Raw genomic sequence first — 16,452 nt, forward strand, 5'->3', positions numbered from 1 at the left:
AACGTGCTGATTCGGGGAACGGTACTGTCGCGCGGCCGGGAGCGGGAAGAGTTGCAGTGTGTTGCAATTCGATGGCGCCGGTGTGACGTTCACCGGCGGATAGCTGGTTTCGCCCGATCTGCGGGTACCTTCGAGGGGAAAGACTGGTTCGATCTGGGGGAGTGAGGCATGGCACGCATACGCACGGCGGCTGAAGCTGAAATCAACGCCGCCGAGCAGATGCAGAAGCTCGGTTACGGCGACGCCACAGCGCTACTCGGAGGCGCGGACGGCGGCATCGACGTCTACTCGTCACGCGCTTACGCGCAGGTGAAGTGGCGTGGCGGCAGTGCGGGCAAGTCGGACCTCGCGAACCTCTACGACACCCGCGGAACCAGCCACGCCCGGAAACTCCTGTACTTCTCGGGCCCCGGATATACCGACGAGGCCGTCGACTACGCGGACGCGGTGGGTATCGCCCTGTTCCGGTGCGAGCCCGACGGCGAAACCCCGCCGGTCGGCGCCCACGCCCCGAAACTGGTGGCCGCCGCGCGTAACTCGACGGTTGCGGTGGCCCCGTCCCCGCCGCCCCCACCCGAGCCCGAATCGCCGGCGCGCATCGTCGCCCGCAACGCATGGGCGATGGTCGCAGGCTTCTTCGGCGCGCACTGGCGACTTCTCGGCGCCGTCGTCTGCACGATTGTCCTCATGATCGCCCCCTTCGGCGAAGGGAACGTCGGGCTCCGCGTGTTCGCGACCATCCTCGCCGTCGTCGGCGCGCCCGTGTTCTGGCTCCTCTACGTCCAGCACCGGCACGCGAAAGACCGATAGTTCGGCCCCGTAACGATCTCGCTCGTCCCGACGACAGCCAGCGTGACTGTCGACATTCGAGTGGAATCGCGGAGATGAAAATGGGCTTGATGAACGGCCTCATGGGTAGTGCGGGAAAGATCGACCCGGCGGCTGCGCACGCGGAGTACTCGCGACTCCTCGGGAACGGTGAGCAGATCCACGCTGCGTATCTGCTGGTTCGCGACGCTTTCCTGTTCACCAACCGACGACTCATCCTCGTCGACAAGCAGGGCTTCACCGGCAAGAAGATCGAATACCACAGCGTGCTCTACAAATCGATCACCCATTTCGCGGTGGAGACCGCCGGAAACTTCGATCTCGACGCCGAACTGAAGATCTGGATCTCCGGCAATCCGGTGCCGCTGCAGAAGCAATTCTCGAAGTCCGTGGACATTTACGAGGTGCAGGCGATCTTGTCGCATTTCGTCGCCGTGTAGCGGCAGCAAGCCCTCGATACGAGAAACCACCGTCAGCATGTACTGACGGTGGTTCCTCGTATCGGGTTCGGAGTGGGCGAATCTCAGTTCGCGGTCGGCAGCGACTTCAGCGACGTGACGGTGGCGACGCAGGCGCGAGCAGCCTCGGCGCCCTTCTTCACGAAGTGGTCGTGGAAGTAGTTGAGGTGCTCGTCGTGCTCGTGGAAGTGGTGCGGCGTCAGCACAACCGAGAACACCGGCACATCCGTGTCGAGTTGCACGCGCATGAGGCCGTCGATCACCGCGGTCGCGACGAACTCGTGGCGGTAGATGCCACCGTCCACGACGAGCGCGGCGGCGACGACGGCGTCGTAACGCCCGGTGAGGGCGAGGCGGCGTGCGTGCAGCGGGATCTCGAACGCGCCCGGCACCTCGAAGAAGTCCAGTTCGTCCTTCGAATACCCCAGCGTGTTCACCTCGTCGGTGAAGCCCTCGCGTGCGCGATCGACGATGTTGCGGTGCCACGTGGCCTGGATGAACGCGATTCGTCCCTGACTCTCACTCATGGTCTGAAACTACTGCACCGGAGCTAGCGCTGTGAACGGGGCAGTGCCGTGGACCGGCCCCACCCGGAGTCGTCGGTGAGGTGCTCGAGCAGCGGCTGAATCCGGTACGGCAGCGGGCTGGTCAGCGCGATCGTGGTGGTCGAGTGCGTGATGCCGGGCAGGTTCGCGATCTTCTCCAGCAACTTCTGCAGCTCCGCGTGCGTGGACGTGGCCACCCGCACCAGCAGGTCTTCGCGGCCGGTGGTCGCGTGTATCTCGATGACCTCCGGCAGGTCGACGAGGCGGTTGCCGACGGCGGTGAGCTTGCCCTGTTCGAGTTCGAGCCCGACGAACGCCTGGATGGGAATCCCGACCTCGGCGAGGTCGAGGTTGGGGCGGAAGCCGGTGAGCAGTCCGCTGGTCTCCATGCGCTTCATCCGGGACTGCACGGTGTTGCGGGCGACGCCCAGCGAGTTGGCGAGTTCGGCCACGCTCATGCGTGAGTCCTTGCCGAGCAGTCCGAGCAACTGCACGTCGAGCTTGTCGATGCTGAGCACTTTGGGTACCTCCGGGAAGTGACGACCGTCACCTGTTGCATGAACTGATCAGTTGATCCGATTTGCGTTGACCAAATCTTAGACCAGATACAGGATCAAGCTCACGAAATGCTCAACGCGACGGATCGGGAATCGCAGATGACTCAGCTAGACGACGCTCGCACCAGTGCAGCATCCTTTGATCTCGCCGACCGATACCGGGCCGACTCGGGCCCGGTGTTGATGACCGGTGTCCAGGCCATCGCCCGCCAGCTGGTGGAGCAGCACGAACGCGACCGCCGCGCGGGACTGAACGTCGCGACGTTCGTCTCCGGCTACCAGGGCAGCCCCCTCGCCGGCCTCGACCGCACCATCGCCGCCATCCCCACGTTGAGCACCGACCACGACGTGAAGTTCGTGCCCGGCATGAACGAGGAACTCGCCGCGACGTCCGTCTGGGGCAGCCAGGTCGACCTCCCGCAGGGCGAGCGCACCCACGACGGTGTCGTCGGCGTCTGGTACGGCAAGGGTCCCGGCCTCGACCGCGCCAGCGACTCCATCCGGCACGCCGCCATGTACGGCGCCAACGCCCGCGGCGGCGTCCTCGTCCTCGTGGGCGACGACCCCAACGCCAAGTCCTCCACCATCCCCTGTGCCAGCGAGCGGTCCATGGCCGCGATGGGCATGCCCGTGTTCTTCCCGCGCAACGCCGAGGAGGTCATCACGTTCGGCCTCTACGGTGTGGCGCTGTCGCGGATCTCCGGCTGCTGGTCGGGCATGAAGATCGTCGCCGACGTGGCCGACGGACTGTGGACCCTCGACCGGAACTTCGCCGACCTCGACATCGTGCTCCCCGAGATCGAGTGGAACGGCACGCCGTGGTCGTACCGGCAGCGCGTGCTCGCGTCCCCGCCCGACAGTGTCTACGCCGAGGCCGACCTGTACGGGCCGCGCTGGGCGATGGTCGAGGCGTTCAACGCCGCCAACGAGATCGACAAGATCGAGGTCAACCCGCGCGCCGCGTGGCTGGGCATCGCCGCCGTCGGTACCGCCTACGACTCGCTGCGCCAGGCCCTGCTCGACCTCGGGCTCGGCGACTCCCAGCTCGAGGACGCCGGCATCCGCATCCTCCGCATCGGCATGCCCTACCCCCTGGGCGCCGACAAGGTTCGCGAACTCGCCGACGGCGTCGAGCAGGTCCTCGTCGTCGAGGAGAAGATGCCGTTCGTCGAGTCGCAGCTCAAGGACATCCTCTACGGCGGCGCCAGCGCACCGGCAGTGCTGGGGAAGAAGAACGCGCAGGGCAAGAACCTGATCCCCGTCGACGGTGAACTGACCGCCGCCCGTCTCACCGGACCGTTGCGCCGCGTCCTGAAGGACCGGGTCGCGCTGACGCCGGCCCCACCGCCGCGCCTCGAGCTGACCGTCCTCCCGACGTCGCGCACCCCGTACTTCTGCTCCGGCTGCCCGCACAACCGCTCCACCGCGGTGCCCGAGGGATCGATCGCGGGCGGCGGCATCGGCTGCCACACGCTGGTCACGATGTCCGGTCGCACCGACAGCGCCGTCACGATGCTCACCCAGATGGGCGGCGAGGGCGCGCAGTGGATCGGGCAGGCCCCGTTCAGCGACGTCAAGCACATGTTCCAGAACGTCGGCGACGGCACCTACTTCCACTCCGGTCAGCTCGCCGTGCAGGCGTGCGTCGCCGCCGGCGTCAACATCACGTACAAGGTGCTCTACAACTCCGCTGTCGCGATGACCGGGGCGCAGGACGCCGAGGCCGGGCTGACCGTGCCGCAGCTGACCCACAAGCTGGCGTCCGAGGGCGTCAAGCAGATCATCGTGTGCGCCGAGGACCCCAAGCGGCACAAGGGTGCCCACTTCGCCGCCAACACACTGCTGTGGGACCGGACCCGGCTCGACGAGGCGCAGCGCGTCCTGCGCGACATCGAGGGCGTCACCGTGCTGATCTTCGACCAGCAGTGCGCCGCCGAGGCCCGCCGCAAGCGCAAGCGCGGCAAGCTGCCCGCCCGCCGCACCCGCGTCGTCATCAACGAGGCCGTCTGCGAGGGCTGCGGCGACTGCGGCGTCAAGTCCAACTGCCTGTCCGTGCAGCCCGTCGACACCGAATTCGGCCGCAAGACCAAGATCGACCAGACCAGCTGCAACACCGACTACTCCTGCCTCGAGGGCGACTGCCCGTCGTTCGTGACGGTCGAGCTGCCCGAGGAAGGCGCGCCGAAGACGTTGCGCGAGATCCCGGTTCCGCCGGAGGTCGGCGACCCCGATCCCGCCGTGTGGACCGGAACGCACAACCTGTTCATGGCCGGTGTCGGCGGTACCGGCATCGTCACCGTCAACCAGGTGCTGGGCATGGCCGCGCTGCGCGCCGGGCTGCACGTCGAGGGACTCGACCAGACCGGTCTCAGCCAGAAGGCCGGACCCGTCACGTCGCACCTGCGGCTCAGTGACCAGAAGACGCGGTCGGGAAGCTCGGCGCCGTCCAACCGGATCAGCCCCGCGACCGCCGACTGCGTCCTCGCATTCGACCTGCTGACCGCGGCCGACGCCAAGTACGCCGGCTTCGGCAGCTCCGACCGCACCATCACCGTCGCGTCGACCAGCCAGACCCCGACCGGCGACATGGTCTACGACCCCGCCGTCCGCTACCCGGACGAGGACAAGCTGCTCGAGCGGCTCGACGTCTCGGCCCGCGAACTGACCGCCATCGACGGGCTCGCCGCCGCCACCGCACTGTTCGGCAGCACCGCCGCCGCCAACTTCCTGCTGGTCGGCGCGGCCTACCAGGCCGGCGGACTGCCCGTCCCCGCACGGTTCATCGAGGAGGCCCTCGAGATCAACGGGGTGGCCGTCGAGTCCAACAAGGCAGCGTTCCACTGGGGACGCGTCGCCGTCGCCGACCGGGAAGCCTTCCTCGCCGCCACCAGCTCGGCCGCCGTGCCGCAGCGCAGCGACACCGTCGTCCCGACGCACCTGTTCGCCGGATCAACCCTCGACGGCACGACGCTCGAACTCACCGAACGCCGCGCCGCGAACCTCGTTGCCTTCCAGGGCGACCGCGTCGCCGCCCGCTACATCGCCCTGGTGCAGCAGGCATGGGACGCCGAGCGCGAGCTGGGCAGCCGGACCGAGTTCAGCGAGGCCGTCGCCGCCGGACTGCACAAGCTCACCGCCTACAAGGACGAATACGAAGTGGCCCGGATGCTCACCGACCAGGCGTTCCTCGACGCCGCCGCCGACGAGGTCCCCGGCGCGGGCAAGCTCACCTACAAGCTGCACCCGCCCGTCCTCAAGGCCATGGGCCGCAAGACCAAGATCGGTTTCGGCCCCCGCTCGCACGTCGCGCTCAAGACCCTCGCCAAGGCGAAGTTCCTGCGCGGCACCGCGTTCGACCCGTTCGGCTACGCCAAGGTCCGTCGTCTCGAGCGTCAGCTGCTCGCACACTACGAGACCACGGTGGCCGGCCTCGTCGCCGACCTCTCCGCCGACACCTACGACACCGCAACGCTGATCGCCGCGACCCCCGACCTCGTCCGGGGCTACGAGGACGTGAAGCTGCGCAACGTCACCGTCTACCTCCAGCGTCTCGCCGAACTCGGCGTCGACACCTCCACCATCACGATTGCCACCACTCCGGAAAGGTCCTGAGAAGACATGACTCTCACCGCGGAACGACACGACACCGCACTGCCCGAAAACGCTGGAGTGTTCGAGCGCACCGATTTCCCCACCGACACCGCCCACGAGCAGGTGACGTTCTTCCAGGACCCCGCCACCGGACTCAAGGCGATCGTCGCGATCCACGACACCACCCTCGGACCGGCCCTCGGCGGAACCCGCTTCTACCCGTACGCCGACGAGGCCGCCGCCCTCAAGGACGTGCTGCGCCTGTCGCGGGGCATGACCTACAAGTCGGCGATCGCCGGAGTCGACCTCGGCGGCGGCAAGGCCGTCATCATCGGCGACCCCGCCACCGGAAAGTCGGAGGCACTGCTCGAGGCGTACGCCCGCTTCGTCCAGACGCTCGGCGGCCGGTACATCACCGCCGGCGACGTGGGCACCAACTCCGACGACCTCGACGTGATGGGCCGCGCCACCGACTACGTCGTCGGCCGAAACACGTCCGCCGGCGGGTCCGGCGACAGCGCCCCGATGACCGCCCTCGGCGTGTTCCAGGGCATGCGCGCCGCTGCCCAGGCCAAGTGGGGCACCCCGAGCCTCGCCGGACGCACCGTCGGCGTCGAGGGCACCGGCAAGGTCGGCTACCAGCTGATCAAGCTGCTGCTCGCCGACGGCGCATCGGTGGTCGCCACCGACGTCGACGCCGCGGCACTCGACCGCGTCGCCCGCGACTTCCCCGAGGTCAAGATCGCGTCCACCGTCATCGACCAGGAACTCGACGTCTACGCACCCTGCGCGATGGGCGCCACGCTCACCGACGAGTCCGTCGCCGCGATCACCGCCCAGGTGATCTGCGGGGCCGCGAACAACCAGCTCGCCCACCCCGCGGTGGAGCACGACCTCGGCGTACGCGGCATCACCTGGGTCCCCGACTACGTCGCCAACGGCGGCGGACTCATCCAGGTCGCCGGCGAGCGGCTCGGCACGTCCGCCGACGACGTCCGCGCGCAGGTCGAGAAGATCTTCGCCACCGTCGTGCAGATCCTCGACGTCGCGAAGCGGGACGGCATCCTCGCCGGCGCCGCGGCCGACGCCGTCGCCGAGGCCCGCATCGCGGCAGCCAGGTAGGCCCTCCGGGCCCGTGCGCCTTTTTGGTAGTTGCAGCTACCAGAAAGGCGCACGGGCGCGAAGCGCCTAGGCCGTCAGCCGCCGGTGCAGCTCCCAGGCATTGCGCTCGACGCGGTTGGATTCGAGCATCCCGTCGGCCCGGACGTTCCACACCGTGGTACCCGTCAGATGGATCGGTTGCCCGTCCGGTTCGGTGCCCATGAATCCGCGATTGCGGCCGGTCATTTCCCACAGCGAGTACTCGGGGGAGGTGCTACCCGGCCGCGGCAGATGGTCGCGCCCGAACTGGCCCAGCGCCCCGATCACGACATGCAACTGCTTGCCCTTCTCGGTCAGCACGTACTCCTGACGTTCCCGCGACCCCTCCTGACGATAGGCGCGGCGTTCGAGGATTCCTTCGTCGACGAGCATCGCCAACCGTGCGGTGAGCACGTCGGACGCCACACCGAGACTGCGGGTGAACTCCGAGAACCGGCTGTGGCCCCAGAAGGCTTCGCGGACGATGAGCAGAGTCCGCTTGTCGCCCAGGAGCTCGAGGGTGCGCGCGATGGAGCAACGGGCAGGGGTGGCCGACGACGGACTCATGTGACGAGGATACTCAGCGGCTCCGCCGCCCGTGCGCGGCGAACGAGTGAAGAGACTCGCTCACCGCGCACGGGTGCGAAGCGCCTCACGCCCGCATCCCCGTGACGACGGCGTCGAGGAACTCGTCCGCGATCTCTTCGGGTGTCTCGGCGCCCGCGGGGGTGATCCACAGGTAGCTGTAGTTGAACATGCCCAGCAGGCCCTTGACCATCAGCCGCGGGAGAGCCCGGAACTGTCCGTCGCGAATGCCCTGCTCCAGCGCGTTCCGCCAATGCGATTCGTAGCGTTCACGTTCGGCGATGATGCGATCACGACGCTCGTCCGTCAGTGCGTGGTACTCGCGGAAGAACACCGTCCACTCCGCGCGGTGCTCGGCGATGTTCCGCATGAGGGCTCGTGCAAGACCGCGCAGCCGTTTCTCCGGATCGGCCTCGGACAGCGCGAGTTCGTCGGCCACCGTGTTCATCTGCGCGAGTTGCCGGCTGCTGATCTCGTAGAGGATTGCCTCCTTGCTGCCGATGTAGTGGTACAGCGCGCCCCGGCCCAGCCCGGTGGCCTCACCGATCTCGGCGACCCCGGTGCCGTGGTAACCCGACTTCGCGAACAATTCGGCGGCCACCTGCAGGACTCGGTCCCGGTTGGCGTCGTACTTGTCGCTCATCGAAGGGCCCCTTTGTCTCCCGGCGGTCGAAGATGTGAGTCTAGACGGCCCAGATCACGGGTTCGGCGCGGCCAGCCCGGTGATCAGGGCGTCGAGAAACCCGTCGGCGATCTCTTCGGGGGTGCGGGCCCCGTCCGCGGTGAGCCAGAGGTAGCTGTAGTTGAACATGCCGAGCACACCCTTGATCATCAACGGCGGCAACAGGGTGAACACCCCGTCCCGGACGCCTTGGTCGAACGCGTGCCGCCAATGCGATTCGTACCGTTCGCGGGCCGCGACGACTCGCACACGCCGATCACCGGTCAGGGCGTGGTACTCGCGGAAGAACACCGTCCACTCCGCGCGGTGTTCGGCGATGTTGCGGAGCAGGGCCCGCGCGAGACCGCGGAGGCGGCGCTCCGGATCCGGTTCGGTCAGGGCGAGTTCGTCGGCGACCGTGTTCATCTGCGCGAGTTGCCGGCTGCTGATCGCGAACAGGACCTCCTCCTTGCTGCCGATGTAGTGGTAGAGCGCGCCGCGGCCGAGCCCCACCGCCGTGCCCAGGTCGGCGATCCCGGTGCCGTGGTAGCCCGACCTCGCGAACAACTCGGCGGACACGCGCAGAATTTCGGCGCGGTTGAGGTCGTACTTGGTGCCCATCGAATCACCGTTCGACGTGCACGATCAGGGCCTGCCCCTGGCCGCCGCCCCCGCACAGCGCGGCTGCGCCGACGCCACCTCCGCGGCGTCGCAGTTCGAGCGCGAGGTGCAGGACGATCCGTGCCCCCGAGACGCCGATCGGGTGGCCGAGCGCGATCGCGCCGCCGTTGACGTTCACCCGGTCCGCGTCGAGACCGAGGCGTTCGGACGAGACGAGTGTGACGGCGGCGAACGCTTCGTTGATCTCGACGAGATCGAGGTCGCGAGGCGCGATCCCCTCGCGTCGGCACGCGGCCTGGATGGCGTTCGACGGCTGCTCGTGCAGACCCGAATCGGGTCCGGCGACCACAGCGCGTGATCCGATCTCGGCCAGCCACGACAGTCCGAGCCGGACGGCCGTCGACTTCCGTGTGACCACGACGGCGCAGGCACCGTCGGAGATCGGTGACGAGTTGCCCGCCGTCAGCGAGCCGCCTGCGGCGAAAGCCGGAGGCAGACCGGCGAGGTCGGCCGCCGAGGTGTCGGCCCGGATGCCCTCGTCGTGGCTCACGTCGGTCGACTCACCCCGCCCGGATCTGATCGGAACGGGAACGATCTCGGCCGCGAAGACGCCGTCCTTGCGCGCGCGTGCGGCCGCACGGTGCGAGCGTGCGGCCCACTCGTCCTGGGCCTCCCGGGTGATCCCGTACTCGGGATTCCTCGACTCGGTCAGCGCCCCCATCGACGACCCGGTGAAGGCGTCCTGGAGCCCGTCGAACGCGAGGTGGTCGATCAGAACCGTGTCGCCGTACCTGTGTCCGCGACGACTGTTCGTCAGCAGGTGCGGCGCAGTGCTCATCGATTCCTGACCGCCGGCGACGACGATGTCCGCGTCGCCGGCGTAGATCATCTGGTGCGCCAGCGTTATCGCGTCGATTCCCGAGAGGCACATCCGGTTGATGGTCAGTGCCGGTGTCGTCATGGGGATTCCGGCGGCTGCCGCCGCGACGCGCGCCGGCAGTTGGCCACTGCCCGCGGTGAGCACCTGGCCCATGACGACGTGGTCGACGGCGAGTGCGTCGACGCCGGCCGATTCCAGCGCACCACCGATCGCGTGGCTACCCAGTTCCTGGGCGCTCAGGCTCGACAGGGATCCCATGAAGCGTCCGAACGGGGTTCGCGCCCCCGCGACGAGGACGGTGGGGTCGTGATCCGTCATTGTTCTTCTCCTTCGAGAGCGTGGTGCCGCCCTGCGGCCGTTCCCGGCCGCAGGGCGGCTGTCGTGCGGATGTCAGGGCTGACGCGACGTCTCGAAGGCGTCCGAGAACGCGTACCCGTCGAGCAGGCGTCCCGCCGTGACCAGGTACTGGATCGTCGGGGTCCCCTCCTCGAGCCAGTTGAGGCGGGCGTCCCGGTAGAGGCGCTCGATCGGATGCGCGCGCGTGTATCCGATTCCGCCGTGGATGAGCAGAGCCCGGTCGGTCACCCGGCCGACGGCTTCGAGGCCGAACAGCTTGCACATGCTGGCCTCGGCGGGAATCCGTTCGCCGGCATCCCACTTCTGCGCTGCGTCGGCCAGGATCCCGCGCAGGGCGTAGACATCGGTGGCCATCTCCGCCAGGTAGCGCTGGATGGCCTGCCGTGTGCCGATCGGCTTTCCGAACGTGACACGGCTCTTCGCGTGGGCGATCGACAGTTCGAGGGCGCGCTCGGACGTGCCGAGGGAGCTTGCCGCGATGAACACCCGGCTGATCTCCAGTGCGCGTTCGAGGTGCTCGTTTCCCTGCCCCTCCACGCCGACGAGGGCGGTGGCGGGCACCCGGACGCAGTCGAGGGTGACGCGTCCGTGCTCGGTGCCCTTGCATCCCATCGTCTCGGGAAGTGCTGCGATCGAGAGACCGTCGGTCGCGCGGGGAACGAGGAACGCGGAGACGTCGGTGTCGGATGTCTTCGCGAAGACGATGAAGTGAGACGCGATGTCCGAGTTGGTGATCAACCACTTCTCGCCGTTCAGGATGTAATCGTCGCCCTCGCGCACCGCGGTCGACCCGAGGTCGGCGCCCGTCCCGAAACCCGGCTCCGTCAGCGCGAACGCGACCGAGTTCCGGCCCGTGGCCGTGCCCGGCAGCACGTCCGCCTTCTGCTGGTCGCTGCCGATCTCGGAGAGTGCGTGGGCGAAGGAGTTGTGCACGTGGACGATGACCCGGAGCCCGCCCTGCACCTTGGCGAACTCGGCGATGATCGGCAGGTACTGGGCGATCGAGAGGCCGCTGCCGCCGTACTCGCGGGGGACGAGCAGGCCGAGCGCGCCGATCCGCTCGAGGATGGGCATGACGATGTCGTGCGGAACCTGCTCGTCGTCCTCGATTCGCTGTTCGAGTGGATCGAGTTCGGACCAGATCGCTTCGACAATGCGGTCCCGGAGCGCCAGGTACTCCGACTCCGGAATGCCGACCGATTGCGTGAGTGTCGCGGTCATGGTGTTGTGTCCCTTCGTTGTTGGTCGTTGCGGTCGTGGTGTGTCACAGCGCCCAGCCGCCGTCGGCGGTGAGGACGGAGCCAGTGCAGAATGTGGCGTCTTCGCTGAGGAAGACTGCGGCCTTGGCGATTTCGTCGACGGTGCCGAATCGGCCGAGGACGGTTTCTCGTTCGATGCGCCTGCGTGCGGAGTCGGGCACCGCGTCGGTCATGTCGGTGGTGACGAAGCCGGGGGCCAGCACGTTGACCCGGATGCCGTCACGTGCGACCTCCTTGGCGAGTGAGCGACCGAAGCCGATCATCGCGGACTTCGCACTCGCGTACGCGGTGTCGCCGGCGTGACCGATCAGGCCGACGACCGACGACACCAGAACGATGCTCGGTGACCTGCCATGCGCGAGGTGGGGTAGCGCGGCCCGGGCGAGGGCGACGGTGCCGCGGAGGTTCGTCTCTATCACGCTCCACCAGGCGTCCGGGTCCGTCTCGACGAGCCGCCCGCCCGACCACTGGCCCGCGTTCAGGACGAGCGAATCGAGGTGTCCCCAGTGCGAGACGACGCGCTCCACCGCCGTGGGCGCCGTGGTGTCGTCGTGCAGGTCGAAACGGATTGGGAGTACCTGTTCGGGGGCGTCCGCGGCGAGCTTCTCGGCGTCGTCACGTCTGGTCCGGTACGTGCAGCCCACCCGGCAGCCGCGCTGTGTCAGGGCTGTGGTGACGGCGGCTCCGATGCCGCGGGACCCGCCGGAGACCAACGCGACGCGGGGGGCGTCGTGATCGTTCTCGTTCATTCCCAGGAATGTACTGATCGATCCAAAAATAGTCCAGGGTGTTCGTGAAACTCGCGTTAATCGCTGTTTAAGCTTGATATTTAGGCGAATTCCCAAGTGGATCGATCGGTACAAGAATGCTTGCTATCGACGTCAGGGATGTGCTAGACCTGTGACCGTGGCCACACGGGGTGACGGTGCTGATGCGATGTCCGATCGGCGAACCCCGGGCGAGGCCCGACGGCCCGATCACAACTGCGGTGGCACCGGATCGACACGGCAGCCGCACCGCCCCACATCAGCAGCGATGGGAGATTCGATATGAGAGTCATCGACGACCTGGAGGTCACTCGGGTCAAACCGCGGACGGTTGCCTTCGCGTCCTTCGTCGGAACGGCAATCGAGTGGTACGACTTCTTCATCTTCGGGACCGCGGCCGCCCTGGTATTCGGGAAGGCGTTCTTCCCGTCGTTGAGTCCGCTGTCGGGAACGCTGGCCGCATTCGCGACGTTCGGTGTCGCGTTCGTGTCGCGTCCCGCAGGCGCGATCGTCTTCGGGCACTTCGGAGACCGGATCGGCCGCAAGAAAATGCTGGTGTTCTCCCTGGTGCTGATGGGGTCGTCGACGGTCGCGATCGGACTCATTCCCACCTACGGAGCGATCGGTCTCGCGGCGCCCGTGCTGCTCGTCCTCGCGCGCCTGGCACAGGGCTTCGCGGTCGGCGGAGAATGGGGCGGCGCGGTGCTGATGGCAGTCGAACACGCACCGCGCGAGAAGCGGGCGTTCTACGGCAGCTGGCCGCAGGCCGGCGTGCCTGCCGGACTCGTGCTCGCGACGCTCGCGTTCCTTCTGGTCGAGCAGCTTCCCGAGGACCAGGTGCAGGCGTGGGGATGGAGGCTTCCGTTCCTCGCCAGTGCCGGATTGGTCGCGGTCGGCATGTACGTGCGACTGAAGGTCGTCGAATCGCCGGAGTTCGAGAACGTCAAGCGCAACAAGAAGATTGCCGACTTCCCGATCCTCGCGGTCCTGCGGGGGGAGAAGCGCGCGCTGGGCGTCGGGATTCTCACCCAGGCAGCCTCCCTCGTGCCGTTCTACCTCGTCACCGTCTTCGTCCTGTCGTACGGTCCGAAGGAACTCGGCATCTCGCGGCAGACGATTCTGTTGAGCATCCTCGTCGCGTGTGTTCTCGACATCCTGTCGGTGCCCTACGCGTCGATGATCGCGGACCGGATCGGAGCACGGAAGATGTTGATCTACGGGTCCCTCTACATGGCCGCGATCGCATACCCGTTCTTCTGGTTGCTGTCGACCGGCGTGGGTGTCGCCGTCCTGTTGGCGATGATTCTGATCATCACCATCGGTCACGCCGTCACCTATTCCGCGGTGGCCGGATACGTCACCGGTCTGTTCCCGGCCGAAGTCCGGTACACCGGCGCGTCCGTCGCCTATCAGTTCGGTGGTGTCGTCTTCAGTGCTCCCGCACCGTTCATCGCGGTGGCGATCGCTGCCGAGACCGACGGATCGTGGGCACTGGCCGCGTACATCGCCGCGGCGTGTGCCATCACGGTCCTGGTCCTGACCCTGACGAAAACTGCAAAGGTGAATCACTGATGTCTCTCGACAGACTCGCATCGTCCGCACTCTCCGGTGCCTGGCAGGACATCGAATCCCTGCTGGACCGCGACCCGTTCGGTGGCGACTTCAACACCGCCCACGAGATCTGCACCCGCTACGCGGCCGATCCGAACCGGGTGGCGCTGACCGTCCGGCACGAGGACGGCTCGGCCGACCGCTGGACGTACCGCGAACTCGACAGGCTCGCGGCCAAGGCGGCACGGGTGTTCGCACGCGCGGGGCTGACGCGGGGAGATCGCGTCGGCGGACTGCTCTCGCGACAGGTCGAGAGTTGGATCACCGCACTGGCGGCGTGGCGCTCCGGGCTGGTGTACGTGCCGCTGTTCGGCGGGTTCGCCCCGGACGCGATCGGCCTGCGTCTCGACGCGGCGGGAGTCCGCGCGGTCGTGGTCGATCAGCGGTACCGGCCGGCCCTCGCGGAAGCGCAGGCGACCCACGGACTCGATCCCGCGGTGTTCGTCGTCGGCGACGTCGCGGCCGACGCGGACGACCGGTCCTTCTGGACCGAGGTCGACCGGGCCGACGCCGACGGCCCGCTCGCGACCACGGCACTCGGGGACACCGCCACCCTGCTGTTCACCAGCGGAACATCCGGAACACCGAAGGCGTGCACCATGACCCACGCCACCTTCGTCTCGGTCATGCCCTACGCGAAGGCCGTTCTCGGGGCGACCCGCGACAGCGTCGTCTTCTCGACGTCGGACCCGGCGTGGGCGTTCGGGCTGTACAGCACGGGTGCCGCCGTCATGGCGCTGGGCGTGCCGCGGGTGATGTACTCCGGGAAGTTCGTCCCCGAAGCCTGGCATCGCGTCATCCGGGAAGAGAAGGCCACGATCCTCACCACCGCGCCGGCCGCCCTGCGGCGACTGACGGCGACGTTCGCGCAGGAGGGAGTGCCGCCGACGCTCCGCACCGTCGCCGCTGCCGGCGAACCGCTCACCGCGGCGGTCGCCGCGGACTGGGCCGGCACCGGTGCCCCCGCCGTGCGCAACGGGTACGGACTGTCCGAGGTCGGCATGCTCCTGGGCGACACCCAGGGCACCGAAACCCGGTCCGGTCCGGGCTGGATGTCCGCCACAATTCCGGGTTTCGACACCTTCCTCGCCGACCGGGACGGGCAACCGGTAGCCGACGGCCAACCGGGATTGATCGCGGTACGGAAGCCCCGGCACCAGATGTCCAGCGGCTACGACAACACCCCCGACCTGTGGGCCGACCGCTGGCGCGGCGACGTATTCCTCACCGAGGACCGAGCCGTCACAGACCCCCAGGGACGGTGGCAGATTCTCGGCCGGGACGACGACATGATCATCGCGTCAGGGCACAACATCAGCCCGGTCGAGGTCGAGAACGCGCTGTTGCAACACCCGGCGGTCGCCGACGCCGCGGCAGTCGCGTACGACGATCCGATCCGCGGCGGAGTGGTCCGGGCCGTCGTCGTCCGCACGGACACCCGGGCCGACGACGGCGACCTCGTCGCGCAACTCACACATCTCGTCGCGCAACGCGTCGGACCCTACGCGGCACCCAAAGTCGTCGACTTCCGGCCCGACCTCCCGCGCACCGAAGTCGGCAAGCTGCGCCGGGCGGCCGTCCGCGAACTCCCGATCACATCAGCGGGGGCAACCGCATGCGCGCACTGATGGTCACCGCGCTCGACGGCCCCCAGGCGCTCGCCCCGGTCGAGGTCGACGAACCCGTCGCGGACGAATCCGCCATCCTGGTCGAGGTTCATGCGGTCGGGGTGTCGTTCCCGGATCTTCTCCTCACCCAGGGCCGGTACCAGTACAAGCCGGAACTTCCCTTCGTCCCGGGCGGCGAGGTCGCCGGGATCGTGCGGTCAGCGTCTGACGGCAGCGGATATTCTCCGGGGGACCGGGTCGTCGGATTGACCGGGGTGGGCGGCGCGATGGCGGAAGTGGTCGCGCTGCCGCCGGAGACGACTTTCTCCCTCCCCGACACGATCTCGATGTCCGCGGGCGCCGCCCTGCTGTTCAACTACCTCACCGTGCATTTCGCGCTGGTTCGTCGCGGGCGCCTCGAGAAGGGGGAGTCGGTGCTCGTCCAGGGCGCGGCCGGAGGCATCGGCACCGCCGCGATGACCCTGGCGCCCCACCTCGGCGCGTCGCGGACCATCGCGGTCGTCAGCAGTGAGGAGAAGGCGGAGTACGTGCGGAGCCTCGGCGCCTCCGACGTCGTGACCACCGGGAATTGGCGGGACGAGGTCCTCGCGATCACCGACGGCCGCGGGGTGGACGTCGTGGTCGACCCCGTCGGGGGCGATCGCTTCACCGACAGCGTCCGATCCCTGGCGACGGGCGGGAGGATTCTCGTGATGGGCTTCACCGGCCGGGACATCCCCTCGGTGAAAGTGAACCGGCTGCTCCTGAAGAACGCGTCCGCAGTCGGAGTCGCGTGGGGCTCGTGGTGGGCCGAGGACCCCCGACGACTGTCCGCGCAGTGGAGCGAATTATGTCCCTTGCTCGCGTCGGGCGCGTTGAAAATACCGGAGCCGACGCGTTACCCGTTCGAGACGGCGGCCGAGGCCCTGCTCGATCTCGAACACCGCCGAACCGTCGGGAAGAGTGTCCTTACCCTCCGGTGAGG

Annotated in this window: 15 protein-coding genes; 7 read left to right on the plus strand and 8 right to left on the minus strand. The window is 68.1% G+C overall.

The features are described from left to right. The first annotated feature begins 168 nt into the window (after positions 1-168). Together GO592_RS06140 and GO592_RS06145 are read left to right on the plus strand one after the other, a co-directional pair. Positions 169-810, plus strand: coding sequence for a restriction endonuclease (locus tag GO592_RS06140; RefSeq protein WP_005252719.1), 642 nt, complete (start codon positions 169-171; stop codon positions 808-810). A gap of 80 nt (positions 811-890) precedes the next feature. Further along, a complete protein-coding gene (locus GO592_RS06145) occupies positions 891-1,268 on the plus strand; it encodes a PH domain-containing protein (RefSeq protein WP_007300522.1) in 378 nt (125 codons plus the stop codon). Between the two features lie 83 nt (positions 1,269-1,351). Here GO592_RS06145 and GO592_RS06150 read toward each other — a convergent pair whose 3' ends face one another. Continuing rightward, on the minus strand, positions 1,352-1,813 hold the full coding sequence (locus GO592_RS06150) for a 6,7-dimethyl-8-ribityllumazine synthase (RefSeq protein ID WP_005252720.1): 462 nt from the start codon (positions 1,811-1,813) through the stop codon (positions 1,352-1,354). A 23-nt stretch (positions 1,814-1,836) separates the two neighbouring features. Next, a complete protein-coding gene (locus GO592_RS06155; protein ID WP_005252722.1) occupies positions 1,837-2,349 on the minus strand; it encodes an Lrp/AsnC family transcriptional regulator in 513 nt (170 codons plus the stop codon). A gap of 138 nt (positions 2,350-2,487) precedes the next feature. Here GO592_RS06155 and GO592_RS06160 point away from each other — a divergent pair, with 138 nt between their 5' ends. Both GO592_RS06160 and GO592_RS06165 read left to right on the plus strand, forming a co-directional pair. Next, positions 2,488-6,000, plus strand: a complete 3,513-nt coding sequence (locus GO592_RS06160; RefSeq protein ID WP_337460064.1) for an indolepyruvate ferredoxin oxidoreductase family protein — start codon at positions 2,488-2,490, stop codon at positions 5,998-6,000. Between the two features lie 6 nt (positions 6,001-6,006). After that, positions 6,007-7,101 carry a Glu/Leu/Phe/Val family dehydrogenase gene (locus GO592_RS06165; protein ID WP_007300524.1) on the plus strand — a complete coding sequence of 365 codons (1,095 nt, stop codon included), beginning with the start codon at positions 6,007-6,009 and terminating at the stop codon, positions 7,099-7,101. A gap of 66 nt (positions 7,102-7,167) precedes the next feature. On the opposite strand, the gene GO592_RS06175 is transcribed toward GO592_RS06165, so the two are convergent. From GO592_RS06175 to GO592_RS06200, 6 genes are all read right to left on the minus strand, one after another. Further along, a complete protein-coding gene (locus GO592_RS06175; RefSeq protein WP_007300525.1) occupies positions 7,168-7,686 on the minus strand; it encodes a winged helix-turn-helix transcriptional regulator in 519 nt (172 codons plus the stop codon). Between the two features lie 85 nt (positions 7,687-7,771). Next, the gene (locus tag GO592_RS06180; protein ID WP_005252730.1) at positions 7,772-8,347 is read right to left on the minus strand and encodes a TetR/AcrR family transcriptional regulator; all 576 of its coding nucleotides are present in this window, start codon (positions 8,345-8,347) and stop codon (positions 7,772-7,774) included. A gap of 54 nt (positions 8,348-8,401) precedes the next feature. Then, a complete protein-coding gene (locus tag GO592_RS06185; RefSeq protein WP_007300526.1) occupies positions 8,402-8,986 on the minus strand; it encodes a TetR/AcrR family transcriptional regulator in 585 nt (194 codons plus the stop codon). A 4-nt stretch (positions 8,987-8,990) separates the two neighbouring features. Next, the gene (locus tag GO592_RS06190) at positions 8,991-10,184 is read right to left on the minus strand and encodes an acetyl-CoA C-acetyltransferase (protein WP_007300527.1); all 1,194 of its coding nucleotides are present in this window, start codon (positions 10,182-10,184) and stop codon (positions 8,991-8,993) included. 72 nt (positions 10,185-10,256) lie between these two features. Continuing rightward, positions 10,257-11,444 (minus strand): acyl-CoA dehydrogenase family protein, encoded by a 1,188-nt coding sequence (locus GO592_RS06195; RefSeq protein ID WP_007300528.1) that lies wholly within the window; start codon positions 11,442-11,444, stop codon positions 10,257-10,259. Positions 11,445-11,487: 43 nt separating this feature from the next. Continuing rightward, on the minus strand, positions 11,488-12,231 hold the full coding sequence (locus GO592_RS06200) for an SDR family NAD(P)-dependent oxidoreductase (protein WP_005570547.1): 744 nt from the start codon (positions 12,229-12,231) through the stop codon (positions 11,488-11,490). Between the two features lie 300 nt (positions 12,232-12,531). Between GO592_RS06200 and GO592_RS06205 the strand changes: the two genes are divergently transcribed. Genes GO592_RS06205 through GO592_RS06215 form a run of 3 tightly spaced genes read left to right on the plus strand, consistent with a single transcriptional unit; the run spans position 12,532 to position 16,450 of the window. Beyond that, complete coding sequence (locus GO592_RS06205; RefSeq protein ID WP_007300529.1) at positions 12,532-13,821, plus strand: MFS transporter; 1,290 nt, start codon at positions 12,532-12,534, stop codon at positions 13,819-13,821. Next, complete coding sequence (locus GO592_RS06210; RefSeq protein WP_202715100.1) at positions 13,821-15,488, plus strand: AMP-binding protein; 1,668 nt, start codon at positions 13,821-13,823, stop codon at positions 15,486-15,488. The genes GO592_RS06205 and GO592_RS06210 overlap by 1 nt, the downstream gene beginning before the upstream one ends. After that, positions 15,476-16,450 carry an NADPH:quinone oxidoreductase family protein gene (locus tag GO592_RS06215; protein ID WP_007300534.1) on the plus strand — a complete coding sequence of 325 codons (975 nt, stop codon included), beginning with the start codon at positions 15,476-15,478 and terminating at the stop codon, positions 16,448-16,450. The genes GO592_RS06210 and GO592_RS06215 overlap by 13 nt, the downstream gene beginning before the upstream one ends. Positions 16,451-16,452 lie beyond the last annotated feature (2 nt).

The sequence above is a fragment of the Rhodococcus sp. 21391 genome (genome assembly GCF_016772255.1).
Classification (GTDB): Bacteria; Actinomycetota; Actinomycetes; order Mycobacteriales; family Mycobacteriaceae; genus Rhodococcus_F; species Rhodococcus_F opacus.